15 protein-coding genes are annotated in these 15971 nt (G+C 67.2%); 7 read left to right on the top strand and 8 right to left on the bottom strand.

The window, feature by feature from the left end; translation table 11 throughout:
• Position 1: 1 nt before the first annotated feature.
• Together RMN86_RS14100 and RMN86_RS14105 are read right to left on the bottom strand one after the other, a co-directional pair.
• The gene (locus RMN86_RS14100; protein ID WP_309606489.1) at positions 2 to 229 is read right to left on the bottom strand and encodes a hypothetical protein; all 228 of its coding nucleotides are present in this window, start codon (positions 227 to 229) and stop codon (positions 2 to 4) included.
• Positions 226 to 432: a hypothetical protein gene (locus RMN86_RS14105; RefSeq protein WP_309606490.1), complete on the bottom strand. Its 207-nt coding sequence runs from the start codon at positions 430 to 432 to the stop codon at positions 226 to 228. Before RMN86_RS14105 ends, RMN86_RS14100 begins: the two co-directional genes overlap by 4 nt.
• 123 nt (positions 433 to 555) lie before the next feature.
• Between RMN86_RS14105 and RMN86_RS14110 the strand changes: the two genes are divergently transcribed.
• Positions 556 to 1173 (top strand): YiiX/YebB-like N1pC/P60 family cysteine hydrolase, encoded by a 618-nt coding sequence (locus RMN86_RS14110; RefSeq protein ID WP_309606491.1) that lies wholly within the window; start codon positions 556 to 558, stop codon positions 1171 to 1173.
• 5 nt (positions 1174 to 1178) lie between these two features.
• Here RMN86_RS14110 and RMN86_RS14115 read toward each other — a convergent pair whose 3' ends face one another.
• From RMN86_RS14115 to RMN86_RS14130, 4 genes are read right to left on the bottom strand one after another with little or no spacing between them, the layout of a single operon-like run.
• Positions 1179 to 1841, bottom strand: a complete 663-nt coding sequence (locus RMN86_RS14115; protein WP_309606492.1) for a transglutaminase family protein — start codon at positions 1839 to 1841, stop codon at positions 1179 to 1181.
• On the bottom strand, positions 1747 to 2151 hold the full coding sequence (locus RMN86_RS14120) for a transglutaminase N-terminal domain-containing protein (protein ID WP_309606493.1): 405 nt from the start codon (positions 2149 to 2151) through the stop codon (positions 1747 to 1749). The genes RMN86_RS14115 and RMN86_RS14120 overlap by 95 nt, the downstream gene beginning before the upstream one ends.
• A 14-nt stretch (positions 2152 to 2165) precedes the next feature.
• Positions 2166 to 3113, bottom strand: coding sequence for an alpha-E domain-containing protein (locus RMN86_RS14125; protein ID WP_309606494.1), 948 nt, complete (start codon positions 3111 to 3113; stop codon positions 2166 to 2168).
• Positions 3114 to 3123: 10 nt separating this feature from the next.
• Positions 3124 to 4533: a circularly permuted type 2 ATP-grasp protein gene (locus RMN86_RS14130; protein ID WP_309606520.1), complete on the bottom strand. Its 1410-nt coding sequence runs from the start codon at positions 4531 to 4533 to the stop codon at positions 3124 to 3126.
• A 262-nt stretch (positions 4534 to 4795) separates the two neighbouring features.
• On the opposite strand from RMN86_RS14130, the gene RMN86_RS14135 reads away from it, so the two are divergent.
• Positions 4796 to 6598 carry an autotransporter assembly complex family protein gene (locus RMN86_RS14135; protein ID WP_309606495.1) on the top strand — a complete coding sequence of 601 codons (1803 nt, stop codon included), beginning with the start codon at positions 4796 to 4798 and terminating at the stop codon, positions 6596 to 6598.
• Positions 6595 to 10746, top strand: coding sequence for a translocation/assembly module TamB domain-containing protein (locus tag RMN86_RS14140; protein WP_309606496.1), 4152 nt, complete (start codon positions 6595 to 6597; stop codon positions 10744 to 10746). Before RMN86_RS14135 ends, RMN86_RS14140 begins: the two co-directional genes overlap by 4 nt.
• Here RMN86_RS14140 and phhA read toward each other — a convergent pair.
• Complete coding sequence (gene phhA / locus RMN86_RS14145) at positions 10740 to 11609, bottom strand: phenylalanine 4-monooxygenase (protein WP_309606497.1); 870 nt, start codon at positions 11607 to 11609, stop codon at positions 10740 to 10742. The two genes, RMN86_RS14140 and phhA, sit on opposite strands and share 7 nt — an antisense overlap.
• Before the next feature lie 81 nt (positions 11610 to 11690).
• Positions 11691 to 12020, bottom strand: coding sequence for a heat shock protein HspQ (hspQ, locus tag RMN86_RS14150; protein ID WP_309606498.1), 330 nt, complete (start codon positions 12018 to 12020; stop codon positions 11691 to 11693).
• Positions 12021 to 12180: 160 nt separating this feature from the next.
• Between hspQ and RMN86_RS14155 the strand changes: the two genes are divergently transcribed.
• The 4 genes from RMN86_RS14155 to RMN86_RS14170 all read left to right on the top strand — a co-directional run bounded on the left by RMN86_RS14155 (position 12181) and on the right by RMN86_RS14170 (position 15966).
• Positions 12181 to 13266: a Ppx/GppA phosphatase family protein gene (locus RMN86_RS14155; protein ID WP_309606499.1), complete on the top strand. Its 1086-nt coding sequence runs from the start codon at positions 12181 to 12183 to the stop codon at positions 13264 to 13266.
• Positions 13263 to 13985, top strand: coding sequence for an RlmE family RNA methyltransferase (locus tag RMN86_RS14160; protein ID WP_309606500.1), 723 nt, complete (start codon positions 13263 to 13265; stop codon positions 13983 to 13985). Before RMN86_RS14155 ends, RMN86_RS14160 begins: the two co-directional genes overlap by 4 nt.
• 49 nt (positions 13986 to 14034) lie before the next feature.
• Positions 14035 to 15498 carry an IMP dehydrogenase gene (guaB, locus tag RMN86_RS14165; RefSeq protein WP_309606501.1) on the top strand — a complete coding sequence of 488 codons (1464 nt, stop codon included), beginning with the start codon at positions 14035 to 14037 and terminating at the stop codon, positions 15496 to 15498.
• Between the two features lie 66 nt (positions 15499 to 15564).
• Positions 15565 to 15966, top strand: coding sequence for an MAPEG family protein (locus tag RMN86_RS14170; RefSeq protein ID WP_309606502.1), 402 nt, complete (start codon positions 15565 to 15567; stop codon positions 15964 to 15966).
• Positions 15967 to 15971 lie beyond the last annotated feature (5 nt).

The raw sequence follows: 15971 nt of genomic DNA on the forward strand, positions 1-15971 counted from the left end.
GTCAGCTTGCCTCCAGGATCTTGCGCCACGAGTGGCCGGGCAGGTCGTCAAGCGAGGCGATGCCGCAGCGGTTCATGAGCGCCAGGCCATGTTCGCCGTCCAGCGTCACAGTCTCCTCGACGCCGTTGGGGTGTCGCAGCCGCAGGACCAGATCCGCCGCGCCATCATGGCCCGCCGCGATCTCTGCCCCGACGATCACTGGCTCGGCCGAGACCGCATTCGAGATCATCCGCGCGGCGCCTCAACGAACACCACATCGCTGCCGAGCAACAGCCCAGGCGGGCGCCGCATCGCAAAGATGTGCAGATTCCAGCTGCGGATGGCGTCCATCGCCCCATCCAGCGGGGTGTCGGGAAGGGCGCGCGCGGCAAGCGCCTCAAGGGTTTCCTCCGGCGCGGGAGTGAGGAAGCGGCGCTGTGGCGATAACGGCATCGGACGCCTCGAGGCATGAGTTGTTGAGACGGTGCGCGGGCGACCTAGGGTCAGTCCAGACGAAACATCGCCGACCCCGCCCGCCGCCTTGAGCCTTCAGCCCGGCTGAACGTTAGGTTTCCCATGACAATCGATCCCGCGGTTCTGATCACCCTTCGCCCGCAGCCCTATGCAGCGATCCGTGCGGCGGTGCGCGACGGCGACATATTGCTTTGCTCGGCGACGGACATGTTTTCGCGGCTCATCCGGTGGGCGACGAAGAGTCCGTGGAGCCACGTGGCGATCGCCTTTCGCATGGACGACATCGACCGCGTGATGGTGCTGGAGTGTGTCGAGAAACTCGGCGTGCGGGCCGTGCCGCTTTCCAGCTTCATCGCCAGGACAAGCAATGGGACCGAGCCCTATCCCGGGAAAATACTGCTCGCGCGCCATCGAGGCATGGGCGCGAAAGCCCGCCGCAAGCCCATGAAGAAGATGGCCGGGTTCGCCTTCGACCGGCTGGGCGACCGTTTCTCGCACGTCGAGACCCTCAGGATTGCTCTGCGCATCGTGCTTGGTCGGTTTCGCAAGCGCCTGCACCCGAGCCTTGGGCCAAGGAACGAATTCATCTGCTCGGAGTATCTTGCGCGCTGCTTTGAAGCCGTCGGGGTGAAGATCCCCTGGGACGGCCTTGGCTTCATCGCGCCGGCGGACTTCGCCAGCGACCCGCGGGTCGATGCGGTCGCCCAGATCCAGACCTGACCCGGCTACTGCTGCTGTTGGCGTTGCTGGTCGTAGGCCAGGCCGCTGAACTGGCCGCGTCGCTGACCGGCGCGCGGGGCGGTCTGGGAGGTGCGCAGGAACTCCGGTTCGCTGACGGCCGCACGCGCCCGGCGCACCGTAACGCCAACCGAAAGCTCGCTTTCGGCCTCTCCTTTGTAGACCCCGCGCGATGGCGGCACGTCGGAATAGTCACGTCCGACGGCGCAGGTGATATGGCGTTCTCCCGCCGCAATGTTGTTGGTCGGGTCGAACCCTACCCAGCGCAGGCTGGGCAGGAACACCTCGACCCAGGCGTGGGTGGCGTCGGGGTCCGAGCGGTCGCCGCTCTTGCGGTCGGTGAACAGATAGCCGGAGACATAGCGTGCTGGCAGGCCCCAGCTGCGGCAGATCGCCAGCATAACGTGCGCAAAATCCTGGCAGACCCCTTTGCGGGTCTCCAGCACGTGGTCGATTGGACTGTCGGCGCGGGTGACGCCGGCCTCATAGGCGAAGGCCTCGTAGACGATCTTCGACAGCTCACGCAGGGCGGTGAGCGGATCGCAGGACCGCAGGTCATCGAGTTTCGTCTCCGCGACAAAGGCTGCGAGCGTCGGTCGGTCCGGTAAAGCCGTGTGCGTGCAGGAAGTCGAAGTGCTCGCCTCGCACAAAGTCAGATTTCAGCCGGTCCCACTCGCCACGGTCCAGAGCCTGCGGCAGGGCGGCCGGTTCCTCGGTCTCGACGGCGGATCGCGCGACGATGTTCAGGCGCTCGTGCGGTTGGGGGATGTCGAAGTGGTAGACAGCGTTGCCGAAGGTGTCGGCATAGGAGAACAGCTGGGCGGCCGGATCCAGCTCCAGTTCAAAGCTGATCAGCCGCTGGCCGGCGCGCTTCTGCGGCTGCATCCAGACTTCCATGACGCTCTCGCGCACGGTCTCATCGTACTGATAGCGCGTGGCGTGACGGACGGTAAGAAGCAAGGGCGGGTCGGTCCTTAGGCCGGCAAGCGCTGTTCGAGAGGATAGGACACGAAGGCTTCGTAGATCGAGCGGTGAACGCCCGCGCACTCGTCGAGCACCGCGCCCAGGAAGGCGCTGGCGCCGCCAGCCTGGACCTCGCCGATGTCGGCATACTGCAGGCGCGCGCGCAGCCGCCCGGCCAAGCGGTCTGGGCCGGCCAGGCCATGGGTTTCCACCGGGCGGCTGATCGAGGCCAGATGCTCCTCGATACGTGCCGTGCAAAAGCGCACCGAGCGCGGAAAATCCTCGTCCAGAAGCAGGAATTCCAGGATGTAGCGCGGCTGCATATCGGCTGTGTAGACCCGCAGATAGGGCTCCAGGGCGCAACCCATACGTAGCAGGCTGGTCAGGGCGGAGTGATCGGTGATGGGGCGCCCGCGTTTGTCTCCGAAACAAACCTCCAGCAGCGCGCCGATCAGCTGGGCGCGCTCCAGATAGACGCCAAGCAGCAGGAACCGCCACCCCTCGCCATGGCTCATGGTCGCGTCGGCGGCGCCCTTGAACAGGTGCAGATCGGCAATCGTGTCGTGCAGGAAATCCTGGCTGCCCTCGGCGAAGGCGCGTGCGGCGTGGGGGTCGTTCATCCGCAGATGAATTAGATTGAGCCGCTCCCAGGTTTCCGTGGTGATCTGGTCGCGCACCTGACGGGCATTCTCGCGCGCCAGGCCGAGCGAACTCGCCACCGAGCCCCCGTCCTGGCGGTCGAGCACCAGGGACAGCGCCGCCTCATAGGGGTTCCTCGCCTTCACCGCGCCTTCCGGGTCGCCCACCGCGGCCAGGGCGATGCGGGCGATCTGGGTGGCTGATTCCGTACGATCCAGCGTGGCCGTGAGCATGACGTCGGAGAGCCGGCAAAGGTGCTCGGCCCGCTCCACATAGCGGCCGATCCAGTAGAGACTGTCGGCAACGCGGGCGAGCATCATCGGGCTTGGCTCATGGCTGCAGGTCCTTGCGGTCGGTGAGCACCCAGGTGTCCTTTGAACCTCCGCCCTGGCTGGAATTGACCACCAGCGAGCCCTTGCGCAGGGCGACGCGGGTGAGTGCGCCGGGGGTGACCACGATCTTCTCCCCACACAGGATGAACGGCCGAAGGTCCACATGGCGAGGCTCAATGGCTTCACCGATCAGACACGGCGCCGTTGACAGCTGGATCGTCGGCTGGGCGATGTAGTTCTCCGGGTCGGCTTTCAGGGCCACGGCGAACTCGTCCTGCTGGGCCTTGGTGGAGTGGGGTCCCACCAGCATCCCATAGCCCCCCGAGGCGCCCACCGCCTTGACCACGAACTTGTCGAGGTTGGCCAGGACATGGCTGAGATGCGCCGGGTCGCGGCACAGAAAAGTCTCGATGTTGGGCAGGATGGCGTCCTCACCCAGATAGTAGCGGATGATCTCCGGCACATAGGCATAGACCGCCTTGTCATCGGCGACTCCGGTGCCGGGGGCGTTGCAGATCACCACGTTACCGGCGCGATAGGCATTGAACAGACCGGCCGAGCCAAGCCCGCTGTCGCTGCGGAAGGTCAGGGGGTCGATGAAGTCGTCGTCCACCCGGCGATAGATCACGTCGATCCGCCGCAGCCCCGTGGTGGTCCGCATGTAGACCATATTGTCATGCACAACGAGGTCGCGGCCCTCGACCAGCGGCGCACCCATCAGCCGCGCGAGATAGGCGTGTTCGTAGTAGGCGGAATTATAGACTCCAGGCGTCAGCACCACGACCTGTGGATTTGGCCGCCAATCCGCCGCCATGCTCTTCAAAGTGGTCAGCAGCAGGTCGGGATATCGTTCGATGGCGCGGACGCCGGCGCCCCGGAACGTGCCAGGAAAGACCCGCTTCGAGGCTTCCCGGTTGGCCAGCATATAGGATACGCCGGAGGGTACCCGCAGATTGTCTTCAAGCACCGCAAACGCGCCGTCGGGCTGGCGGATCAGGTCGGAACCGCAGACGTTGGCGTAAGCGCCATGCGGCACATAGAGATTCTGCATCTCGCGCTGAAAGGAGGGAGCCCCCAGTATCAGGTCGCGCGGGACGACGCCGTCCATCAGGATCCGCTGGGCGGAATAAATGTCCGCAAGGAACATGTTGAGCGCCCTGAGACGCTGTGTCAGGCCGGCCTCGATGGTCTTCCATTCCTCCGCGGCGATGATCCGGGGCAAGACGTCTGTCGGAATGATCCGCTCGGTGGAGCTCTCCGCGCCATAGACGGTGAAGGTGATACCCTGCAGCAGGAAGAAGCGTTCCAGGGTCCGCTGTCGATCGGCGAGTTCGTCCGACGATAGTGTCGCCAGCCGCGCCTCAAGGGCGGCGTAGTGCGGTCGGACCTTACCCTTTGCGCCGCGCATCTCGTCATAGGGGAGCAGGATCGTCTGCGCTTCCCCTCTGACTAGATTCGTCTTCGCCACACTCGACTCCACGCTTGCAGGCCTCGCCAACACCCTAGGTCCATAAGTTCCATATGGCAGCACCTGAAAACGACCGCGAGCTTTCCCGCCGGCCTCGGGCGCGCCGTCGGGACTGCCCAGGCATTGGGCGCCGCGCCGACGCAGGTGACAGTGCCGAAGGGCACGGCTACACCCGACATCAGGGGCCGGAGGATTCGAGAGCTTGGCTCGTCTTGTCTACGCCGTCGTCGCCGGAGCGGCCCTGGCGATCCAGGGCCTGAGCGCGCCCGCCGGCGCCGCTGAGCCTAAGGCTTCGATAGAGGGGTCTCTTGACCCCGACCTGCGCGGCGCCATCGCGCGCGCCGTGGGTGAGACCGACCGGCCCATCGAAAATCGCTTCGAGGCTCGCCGCCGCGCCCAGGCCGCCGCCGAAGACGCCATCGCCGTCCTTCGCTCGGAGGGCTACTATGCCTATGACGTGGCGCCGGACGTCGGCGATGGCGACCTGCCAAGGGCCCGGGTCAGGGTCACCGCCGGGCCGCGGTTCAAGCTTGGCGAACCCCGGATCACCTGGGTCGGGACCCCGCCGGATGCCGCGGCGGTGAACGCGGCCGTCCGGGCGCTCCACCTGACCCCCGGCCAGCCTGGCCGCTCGGCCGACGTGGTCAGCGCAGAGGGTCGCGCCGTCGCAGCGGTCCAGAAGCGCGGCTATGCTGACGTGATGGCGGAGCCCCGCGAGGTTCTGGTCGATCACGCCGACGCCTCTGTCCGTCCGTTCTACCGCATTTCCGCGGGTCAAATCGCACGGCTGGGCGGCATCCGCATGACCACCAACGGGCGCACCGGCTCCGCGTGGATCCAGCACCTGGCCCCCTGGCGCGGCGGCGCGCCCTACAATCCGGAAGACGTGGCCGAACTTGAGCGCCGGCTGCTCGACACGGGGGTCTATGATTCGGTGACGGTGGCTCTGGCGCCGGCGGCCGCGACGACGCCTGACGGCCTGCGGCCCGTGATCGTCAGCCTCGCGGAGCGAAAGCGGCGAACGCTCGAACTCGGTGCCAGCTACGGCACGACTGAGGGCGTGGGCCTCGATGCCAAGCTGACCCGCTACAACCTGCTCGGCCGCGCGGACACCGCCGCGCTGCTGGCGCGTCTCTCGACCATCGACAGCCGGGTGGAGCTGAATCTGTCGTTGCCGCACTGGCGTGCGCCGCGCCAGACCCTGGTCGCGCGAACCGCACTCTACCGCACGCGAACGCCGGCCTATGATCAGGAAGGCGTCATGGCCAGCGCCGATGTGACCCGCCGGTTCGGGCCCAACGCAACCTTTGGCTTGACCGGCACCTTTTTCACGGTGGGCGGTTCCCTGGATTTGAGCCGCACGAGCGGGGTGCGGATTGGCTCGCTGACGCCGCTGGGCCGCGATGTCGCAACGCTCGCCGGCCTAGCCGATCTGGCGCTTGACCGTTCGGACGATCCACTCAACCCGCGCCATGGCTGGCGGATCAGCGGGCGGGCAGAACCCACGCTGCTGGCTGGCCAGGGGCTGGTTCCGTACCTGAAGGTCCAGGGCCAGGTCGCAGCCTACCTGCCGTTCGGGCCGCAGGCGAAGACCGTGCTCGCGGGCCGCCTGAAGGTTGGCAGCCTGATCAATGCCAGTCTCGCAGATATTCCGGCGCCGCAACGGTTCTATGCGGGCGGCGGCTCGGTGCGGGGATTCGGCTATCAGGAGGTCGGCCCGAGGCTGGCGGACAATACGCCGCAGGGGGGGCTGTCTTTGGTGGAGGCTGCGGTCGAACTTCGGCACGACCTGACGGAACGCTGGGGCGTGGTCGTGTTCGTTGACGCCGGCTCAGTTGGCGGCGCGCAGGTTCCGGATTTTGGCGCGCTCAGTGTAGGGGCTGGCGTCGGCGTTCGCTACAACCTGGGCTTCGGGCCGATCCGGGTTGATGTGGCGTCTCCAGTCACCAGCCGCCGGGGCCAGGCGCCATTCCAGATCTATGTCAGCATCGGGCAGAGCTTTTGAACGCCTCTGGAGATAGCCGCGCCGTCAGGCGCCTGGTCCTGATCGAGGTCATCGTCCTGGTGGTCCTGGCCATCCTGGGAGGCGCGGCGGTGCTCTTGCTGGGCGCTCGCTATGGGGTTCTGCTGCCTCAGGCGAGGGTGCTGATCGAGGCGGGAGCCAACGGATTGAAGGTCGGGCGGCTGGGGCGGCTGCAGATCGAGGGCCTCTCCGGCGACATCTGGCGCGACGTCGGCGTCAAGAAGCTCACTATTCGCGACGAGGGCGGCGTCTGGCTGGAGGCCGACAATATCCGAATGCGGTGGCGCTACGTCGAACTGCTGACGCGAAATTTCCACGCCGACAGCCTGGAGGTGGAGACGCTGAAGGTGCTGCGCCGACCGACCTTGACAGCCAAGGGCAAGGACAGCGGTTTGCCGCTTTCGTTCCACATCGACAGGGCCCACGCCCGCGTCGAACTGCTGCCGGCGTTCAGTCTTGAACGTGGCGTCTACGACCTGACCCTCAATCTTGACGCCGAGCGCGGCGGGGATGTGCGCGGCAAGGTACGGGCCGCCAGCGTGCTGCGGACCGGCGATCACCTCTATCTTGACTATGATGTCGCCCGCGCCCGGCCGCTGGCCTTCCTTCTGGATGCTGAGGAAACGCGGGGCGGGGCGCTTGCCGGCGCGCTGGGTCTGGCGGCCAACCAGGCTTTCACCTTGAAAGTGGTGGCCGGCGGCAAGATGTCTGATGGCCGGTTTGGAGCGGTCGTCGGGTCGGGGCGCACCGAGCCGCTGCGCGCTCAGGGCGACTGGACCAAGGCTGGCGGCGAGACCTACGGGCGGCTGTCGCTCACCGCCTCGACTCTCACCGCGCCCTATGCAGGGCGGTTCGGTCCGGATCTGCGTTTCGTCCTGGCGGGGCGAAGGGCGGGCGCGGATCTCTTTGCCCTGGACGGACGTCTCGCGGCGGCGAATCTGACCCTGCGCGCGACCGGTCTCGGCGATATAGGCGCGCGTCGGATCGGGCCCCTGGGCTTGGCGATCACCGCCGAGACCACCGCTCTGTCGCGGATCACAAACGGACCCGACATGGGACTTGCGCGGATCGTTGGGCGACTGACGCAGGTGATTTCAGGGTGGCGCTTCGCGGGGTCTGGGGCCGTTTCGCGGCTCGGCCTGGGCGGCTATGCACTGGCCCAGGCGACGGGTCCGATCGAGGCGCGCGTCCGCGACAGGCAATGGGACCTCAAGGCGACACTGACCGGGGCCGGGGGCGGTGGGCCCGGCTATTTGGCCGCGGTGCTCGGCGGGGCTCCCAGGATGAGTCTCGACGGCGCGCGCCTAGCCGATGGGCGCCTGTTGCTTCGCGATCTGAAACTGACGGGTGCGGGGCTGAAGCTCGCGGCGACGGGCGAGCGCGGGCTGTTGGGCGGTCTGACGTTCAAGGGTACGGCCGCGGTCTCGAATCTGGCGGCTGCGCGCGTCGGCGCGGCGGGCTCAGCGCAGGCCAGCTGGGCCGCAACGCAGGGCAGGGCGGGCCAACCCTGGATTCTGAACCTGGAGGCTAGGGGCGACAAACTGGCCTCCGGCTACGCCGAGATTGATCGCCTGCTGGGCGCCCGGCCAGAGTTGAAAGTCCAGGCCAGTCTTCAGCAGCGACGCCTGGCGGTCGGGTCGGCCAGCCTGGTCGGCGCGGCGGCGCGGGCCTCCGCCGCCGGCGTGCTCGCAGCGGATGGGGGTCTTGCCTTCAAGCTGGACTGGAGCGCCGATGGCCCGTTCCGCGCGGGACCCGTCGAGATATCCGGTCGGACCATGGGCGCGGGGGCGGTCACCGGCTCGCTTGGCGCCCCGCGCGCGGACATATTGGCGGACGTAGATGCTATCGACCTGCCAGGGCTGCCCCTCAAGGCCGCACACGTGACGCTGAGTTTCCTGCGCGGGTCCGACGGTTTCGGCGGGATGATCGCAGCGACGGCGACCAGCGCCTACGGCCCCGCCCGGGCGCGCTCGGATTTTCGGTTTCCCGGCGACGGGGTCGATCTGACCGGCCTGTCGGTGGACGCCGGCGGGATAAAGGCGTCGGGCTCCCTCTCGCTGCGTGGCAGCGCCGCATCCGCCGCGAACCTGGACTTGGCGGTGACGCGCGGGGCCTTCCTCGATGCGGGACGGGTGGCGGGCGCAGTGCGCATCATCGCGTCCGCGGGTCCGGCCCGCGCCACTGTCAGCTTGGTGGCCGAAAACGCCAGGCCAATTGGCTCGACCGCGGCGATCCAGACGGCGCGATTTTCCGCGGAGGGGCCAGCGGACCGCTTACCCTATCTGCTCCAGGCCCAAGGTGCTTCGCAGGCCGGGCGGTGGAGCCTTGAGGGTCGAGGTGCGCTGTCCGATGCGAGGCCAGGCGTGCTGGCGACCTTCGATGGGGCCGGCCGTCTGGGCGGGCGCGACCTGCGCACCGTTGAGACAGCGCGGCTGGGATTTGGTGGGCCCGAGCGTGGCGCGCGCTTGAGGCTCAGGGCATCGGATGGTGGACGGATCGACCTCGATGCAGCGTTGACGGATACCGCCGCAAACATTCGAGCCGCCGTCAGCGGTCTTGGACTGGGCATGCTGGATGAGGACCTTTCCGGAAAGACGGACGCGACGCTGACCTTGCAGGGTCGCGGAGGCCGCCTCGATGGCGCCTTGGAGGCAAAGCTTGTCGGCGCGCGCGGCCGTGGCGCGCCGGTGGCTTCGGGCATCGATGGGGTGATCCACGGCCGGTTGGCTGACAGCAGCCTGGCGCTCGACCTCAGCGCCACCAACGCACAGGGCCTGAACGCCAGCGCCACCGTTGTCTTGCCAACGGAGGTCTCCGCGGCGCCTTTCCGCGTGGCGATCGCGCGCCAGCAACCGATGCGCGGACGGTTCTCGGCGCAGGGCGAGGTTCGACCGCTGTGGGACCTGCTTGTGGGGGGAGAGCGCAGTCTCGCCGGCATGGTGCGTTCGCACGGTACGCTCGGCGGCACGTTGGCCAAACCGAGCGCCGCCGGTCAGATCGCGGTTGATAGCGGCCGGTTCGACGACGGCGCCACGGGGCTGTCTTTGCGCAATGTGGCGCTCGCCGCGGACTTCACGCAGGACACTGTGACGATCGCCCGGGCAAGTGCGCTCGATGGACGCGGCGGGACGCTGGCGGGCATGGGTCGAATCAGCCTGGCGCGCGACGGCGCCTCCAGCCTGAAGCTCGATCTGAAACGGTTCCGGCTGATCGACAATGAACTGGCCAGCGCCTCGGCGACGGGCCAGGCCAGTATTGACCGCGCCGCCGACGGCAAGGTGCGGCTAAGCGGGACACTGGCGATCGACCGCGCCGATGTGGCGGCGCGGCTGCCGACTCCGTCTGGGGTCGTAACCATGCCGGTGACCGAAAAGAACCGCCCGCCGGAGCTCGCAGCCGCCCTGCCGTCGGTCGCCACCGGCGGGGAAGGCTGGGCGTTGGATGTCACCCTGAAGACGCCGCGCGGCGTCTTCCTGCGGGGGCGCGGCCTGGATGTGGAGCTTTCGCTCGACGCCCATGTCGGCGGAACCACCGCGCACCCGGACCTCACTGGCCAGGCTCACGTGGTGCGCGGTGACTATGATTTTGCCGGAAAGCGATTCGCATTTGATCCCAGAAGCGTTGTCTATCTTTCGACCCGTGCAGAAGCTGTGCGCCTCGACCTGACGGCGACCCGCGACGATCCTGCGCTGACGGCGGATGTACGGATCCGGGGGACGGCAGCACGACCGGAGATCACCGTTACGTCGACGCCCAGTCTGCCGGACGACGAGATCCTTTCGCAGGTGCTGTTTGGCCGCACCGCCTCACAACTCGCGCCGCTCGAAGCCGCTCAATTGGCCTCGGCGCTCGCCGCCCTGGCCGGCGGCGGCGGGTTCGATGTGATCGGCAATCTGCGTACCTTCGCCGGCCTTGACCGACTGGCGCTGGGCGGCGGCAATGCCTCGGGCGTCACTGTGTCGGGCGGCAAATATCTGACCGACAATGTCTATTTGGAACTCACCGGCGGCGGGCGCGATGGCGGCGCGGCCCAGGTGGAGTGGCGGGTCAAAAAGAACCTGTCGATCATCTCCCGGCTCGGGGGTCAGGGCGCCGGTCGCCTGGCGATTCGCTGGCGCCGCGACTATTGAGCCGCTGGCGCCCGGGCGCGAGCGTAGGCCTGTGAGCCGAGCGTGATGACGCGGTCGGTAGGCTCGAGCGCGGCGATGGGAATGTCCGCAGCACGCGCCAGACGGTCGTAGATCGGCCCGAAATCGCGCAGCGTCGCCTCCAGCAGAGCGCCCAGCGACGGCGCCACGAAATAGACCTGCTGGAAATCATCGATCCTGTACGGCGTGCGCATGATCCGCTCCAGGTCGAAGCCCAGGCGATTGGGCGAGGGATCATCGAGCGCGAAGATGGTCTCCGTGCGGCTCGAGACGATGCCTGCGCCATAGATCCGCACCCCCGCAGGCGTTTGCAGGAGGCCGAATTCCACGGTGTACCAGTAGAGCCGGGCCAGTTGATGCAACTGGCCGCGCTGCATGGCCCGCAATCCACCGCGTCCGTAGGCGGCCATGTAGTCGGCGAACTCCGGATCGGTGAGCATCGGCACGTGGCCGAAGACGTCGTGGAAGATGTCGGGTTCCTCCAGATAATCGAGCTCATTGGCCTTGCGGATGAACCGTCCGGCCGGGAAGCGGCGGTTCGCCAGATGGTCGAAGAATACCACGTCAGGGACTAGGCCGGGGACGGCCACCACGCTCCAGCCGGTGAGGCGGTTCAGTTCGGCGTTGACACGGGCGAAGTCGGGAATTCCGGCGCGGTGCAGATCGAGCGCCTCCAGACCCCTCAGGAACGGATCGCAGGCCCGGTCGGTGAGCAACGCGGACTGGCGTTCGTAAAGCGTCACCCAGACCTGATGTTCGGCCGGCGTGTAGCGCGCCCAGGCCTGATCGATCGTCCAGTCCGTCCCGGCGCCGGGAGTCAGTCGAGTTTGGCCGTCTGCGCTCATGGCCGCAGACTGGCCTATCCCTGGCGGAATTTCCGTTCTGAGTTCGCGCCGACCGCACGTCTCGGCGGCAAATGCTTGCGCCTAATGGCTGATCCGGGGCCGCAGCGTGTACTGGCCCTCGCGGAAAGACTCGAACAGCATCGCCGCCTGTGGGTGACCCACGGGCTGGCCGGTGTCGTCCGGCAACAGGTTCTGCTCGGAGACATAGGCGACGTAGGAGCTCTCGTCGTTCTCGGCGAGCAGATGGTAGAACGGCTGGTCCTTGTGCGGCCGTATGTTCTCGGGGATCGACAGCCAGTATTCCTCGGTGTTGGAGAAGCTGGGATCGACGTCGAAGATCACGCCACGAAAGGCATAGACGCGATGGCGCACAACCTGGCCGATCGCGAATTTGGCGAGCTGCGTGTCCATGATCCGAATCTAACTGCCTTCTCCTGACCGGGAGGTGAACGTAGCGCTCAATATCCTGGTTACAAGGCTAAGCCTTCCGAGAGGCGAGTGAGCTTGCTAAGCTCAACCCCGAAGTGAGGCGGGCCGGTGCGGCCCGGCCTGCGAAGGACGAAAGCGGTCCATGACAGAGGCGCCGAGCGCGCCCGGCGTTCCAACGCCTGGCCCGGAGAGATCCAACAGCGAGCCGGTCTGCTATGCCGCGCTTGATCTGGGCACCAATAATTGCCGCCTGTTGATCGCCACGCCGCAGGGCGCCGGCTTTCGTGTGGTGGAAGCCTATTCACGCATCGTGCGTCTCGGCGAGGGATTGGGTCAGTCCGGTCGGCTGTCCGAGGCCGCCATGGAGCGCGCGATGGCCGCCCTGAAGATCAGCGCGGAGAAGGTCCGTCGTCGCCGTGTGGTCCGCTTGCGCGCCATCGCCACCCAGGCCTGCCGCATGGCGCAGAACGGGCCGGAGTTCCTCGAGCGGGTATTCGCCGAAACCGGGTTGCGGCTGCAGATCATCGCGCCGCAGGAAGAGGCCCGTCTCTCGGTCGCGGGCTGCCTGAATCTGATCGACCGCGCAGCCGATGCGGCCCTGGTGCTGGATGTCGGTGGCGGTTCGACGGAGTTGTCCTGGGTGGAATTGCGCGGCGCGCCGTCCTCCGGCATGCCGCCGCTGAAGGCTTGGCTTTCGATCCCCATCGGCGTCGTCTCGCTGGCTGAGCGATTTCCGGAGGGCGAGACAGCGACGGGAGTCTGGTTCCGCGCGATGGTCGATACTGTGAAGGCAGAGATCGGGGCCTTCCGGCGCGCCGACAGTCTGCGGCCGGTGTTCGATGCCGACCGCGCCCACTTGATCGGCACCTCCGGCGCGATCACCAGCCTGGCCGGGCTGCACCTGAACCTGCCCCGCTATGACCGGGCACGGGTCGATGGCATCTGGATGACGCGCGACGAATGCGACGCCGCGGCCGGCCGGCTGCTGGTGCTCAATGCCCGCGAGCGCGCCAACCAGCCCTGCATCGGTCCCGACCGCGCCGACTTGGTGCTGGCCGGCGCGGCGATCCTGCAGGCCGTGCAGGAACTCTGGCCCTGTTCCCGCGTCCGCGTCGCCGATCGGGGGCTTCGTGAAGGGATATTGCTGTCGCTGATGTCCGACCGCGGCGGCCGCAAGCGCCGCCGCCGCGGAGGTCGTTCCGCTGTCGCGCCGATGGCCGCCCAATGACGGAGCCACCCCGCAAGCGCATGGTCCGGCCGCCCACCGGCGGCACGGAGTCCGGCCGCACCGTGCCGGAGCGGTTGAAGACCGCCTGGAAGCGAACGCCGTCGCAGCAGGCCTGGCTGTCGCGCCAGATCAATGACCCGTTCGCGGCCAAGGCCCGGGCCCACGGCTATCGCAGCCGCGCGGCCTACAAGCTGATCGAGCTCGATGACAGGTTCCGCGTGCTGAAGAGCGGGGCGCGCGTCGTGGACCTGGGCCTTGCCCCCGGCGGCTGGACCCAGGTGGCGATCGAGCGCGGCGTGACCAGTATCGTCGGGGTGGACCTGCTGGCCGTCGATCCGCTACCGCCGGCGCACATCCTGCAGATGGATTTCACCGACCCGGCCTGTGGACCGGAACTGATCCGACTGCTGGGCGGCGCGCCCGATGTGGTGCTCTCCGACATGGCCCCCAACACCGTCGGGCACCGCCAGACCGACCACCTGCGCATCGTCGGCCTGATCGAAGCCGGCGCCGATTTCGCCGTCGAGGTCCTGAAGCCCGGCGGCGTGTTCATCGCAAAGGCCTTCCAGGGGGGCGAAACCGCTGAGGTGATCGCCAAGCTTAAACAGCAGTTCGCCAGCGTGAAGACGGTGAAGCCCAAGGCCAGCCGGTCGGACTCATCGGAACTCTATCTCGTGGCGACGGGGTTCAAGGGGCGCGGAACCGAAGGCTCGCGTTGACACCATCGACCTTTGCAGGGATACGACCCTCGCAAAACGAGGTGTCTCCATGGAGATTCGCGAAGGGCTTACCTTCGACGATGTTTTGCTAGAACCCGGCCCGTCCGATGTGATGCCCACCCAGGTGGATGTCGCGACCCGGTTCACGCGAGAGATCAACTTGAACATACCGCTGGTGTCTGCCGCCATGGACACCGTCACCGAGAGCCGGCTGGCCATCGCCATGGCCCAGAACGGCGGCCTCGGCATCCTGCACCGCAATTTCACCGTCGACGAGCAGGCCGACCAGGTCCGCGAGGTGAAACGCTACGAGAGCGGCATGGTGATCAATCCGCTGACCATCAACCCGGAAACCCCGCTCAGCGAAATCCGCGAGATCAAGGCGCGCCGCAAGATTTCAGGCTTCCCGGTGGTCGATCCGGTCACGGGGCGGCTATGCGGCATTCTGACCAACCGGGACATGCGCTTCGAGGGCGACGCGGATGTTCCTGCCAAGGCGTTGATGACGCACGAGAACCTGATCACGGTGAAGGAAGGCGTCAGTCAGTCGGAAGCTCGCGACCTGCTTCGCCGGCACAAGATCGAGCGGCTGATCGTCGTCGACGACGACTACCGCGCCGTGGGCCTGATCACCGTCAAGGACATGGAGAAATCCGAGGCCCACCCCCATGCCGCGAAGGACGCTCAAGGGCGGCTGCTGGTCGGCGCCGCCTCGACGGTCGGCGATACGGGCTGGGAACGGTCGATGGCGCTCGTCGACGCCGGCGTCGATGTTGTGGTGATCGACACCGCTCATGGCCACAACATCGACGTCGCCAAGGCGGTCGCGCGTATCAAGCGCGAGACTAACCGGGTGCAGATCGTCGCCGGCAATGTCGCGACCTACGACGGCGCAAGGGCGCTGATCGACTCCGGCGCGGACGCGGTGAAGGTGGGCATCGGCCCGGGCTCGATCTGCACCACGCGGATCGTCGCCGGGGTCGGCGTGCCGCAACTGACCGCGATCATGGACGCGGTTCGGGCCGCCGCGGGGACGGACGTGCCGGTGATCGCCGACGGCGGGATCAAATATTCCGGCGACTTGGCCAAGGCGCTGGCCATGGGGGCGACGGTGGCGATGATGGGCTCGGTGTTCGCCGGTGTCGACGAGGGGCCAGGCGAGGTGTTCCTCTACCAGGGCCGCTCCTACAAGACATACCGCGGCATGGGCTCGCTGGGGGCTATGTCGCGGGGTTCCGCTGACCGCTATTTCCAGAAGGACGTGTCCGACGCCCTCAAGTTGGTGCCGGAGGGGATCGAGGGTCAGGTGCCCTACAAGGGGCCGATCGCGCCGATCCTGCACCAGATGGTCGGTGGCCTGCGCGCGGCCATGGGCTATGTCGGCGCGGCCAATCTGGCGGAATTCCGCAAACGGGCTAGGTTCATCCGCATTACCGGCGCGGGCCTTCGGGAGAGCCACGTCCATGACGTGATGATCAGCCGCGAGGCGCCCAATTATCCCAGCCCCGTCTAGGGCCGGCAATATCTCTGAGGCCAGCCGGCCGATCCTGAGCCGGCGGCGAAATGGGGGAGGCAACCTATGGGTGGTGACAGTCCTATTGAGTTGAAGCTGCTGATGGCGGCCGTGATCATCGGCCTGGTGCAGCTTGTCTGGGCGGCGGCGGCGGGCGGTGGACAAAGAGAGATGGCCTGGCTGCTCGGGCCGCGCGACGAGCCTGCCCCAGTGGTGGGCGTCGCCGCCCGCCTCGACCGGGCGTTCAAGAATTTCCTCGAGACCTTTCCGCTGTTCGCCACCGCGATCATCGCTGCCGGCATGGCCAACAAGTACGGCGGGATGACCTTCTACGGCGCCGGCATCTATGTCGTATCGCGCGCGCTTTTTGTGCCGATCTATGCTTCAGGGATATCCATTGTGCGCACGCTCGTGTGGACGGCGAGCATGGTCGGCATCTTCATGGTGATCATAGCTTTCTTCAGGTGATGTTC

It is taken from the genome of Phenylobacterium sp. (assembly GCF_031360265.1).
Taxonomy (GTDB): Bacteria; Pseudomonadota; Alphaproteobacteria; order Caulobacterales; family Caulobacteraceae; genus Phenylobacterium.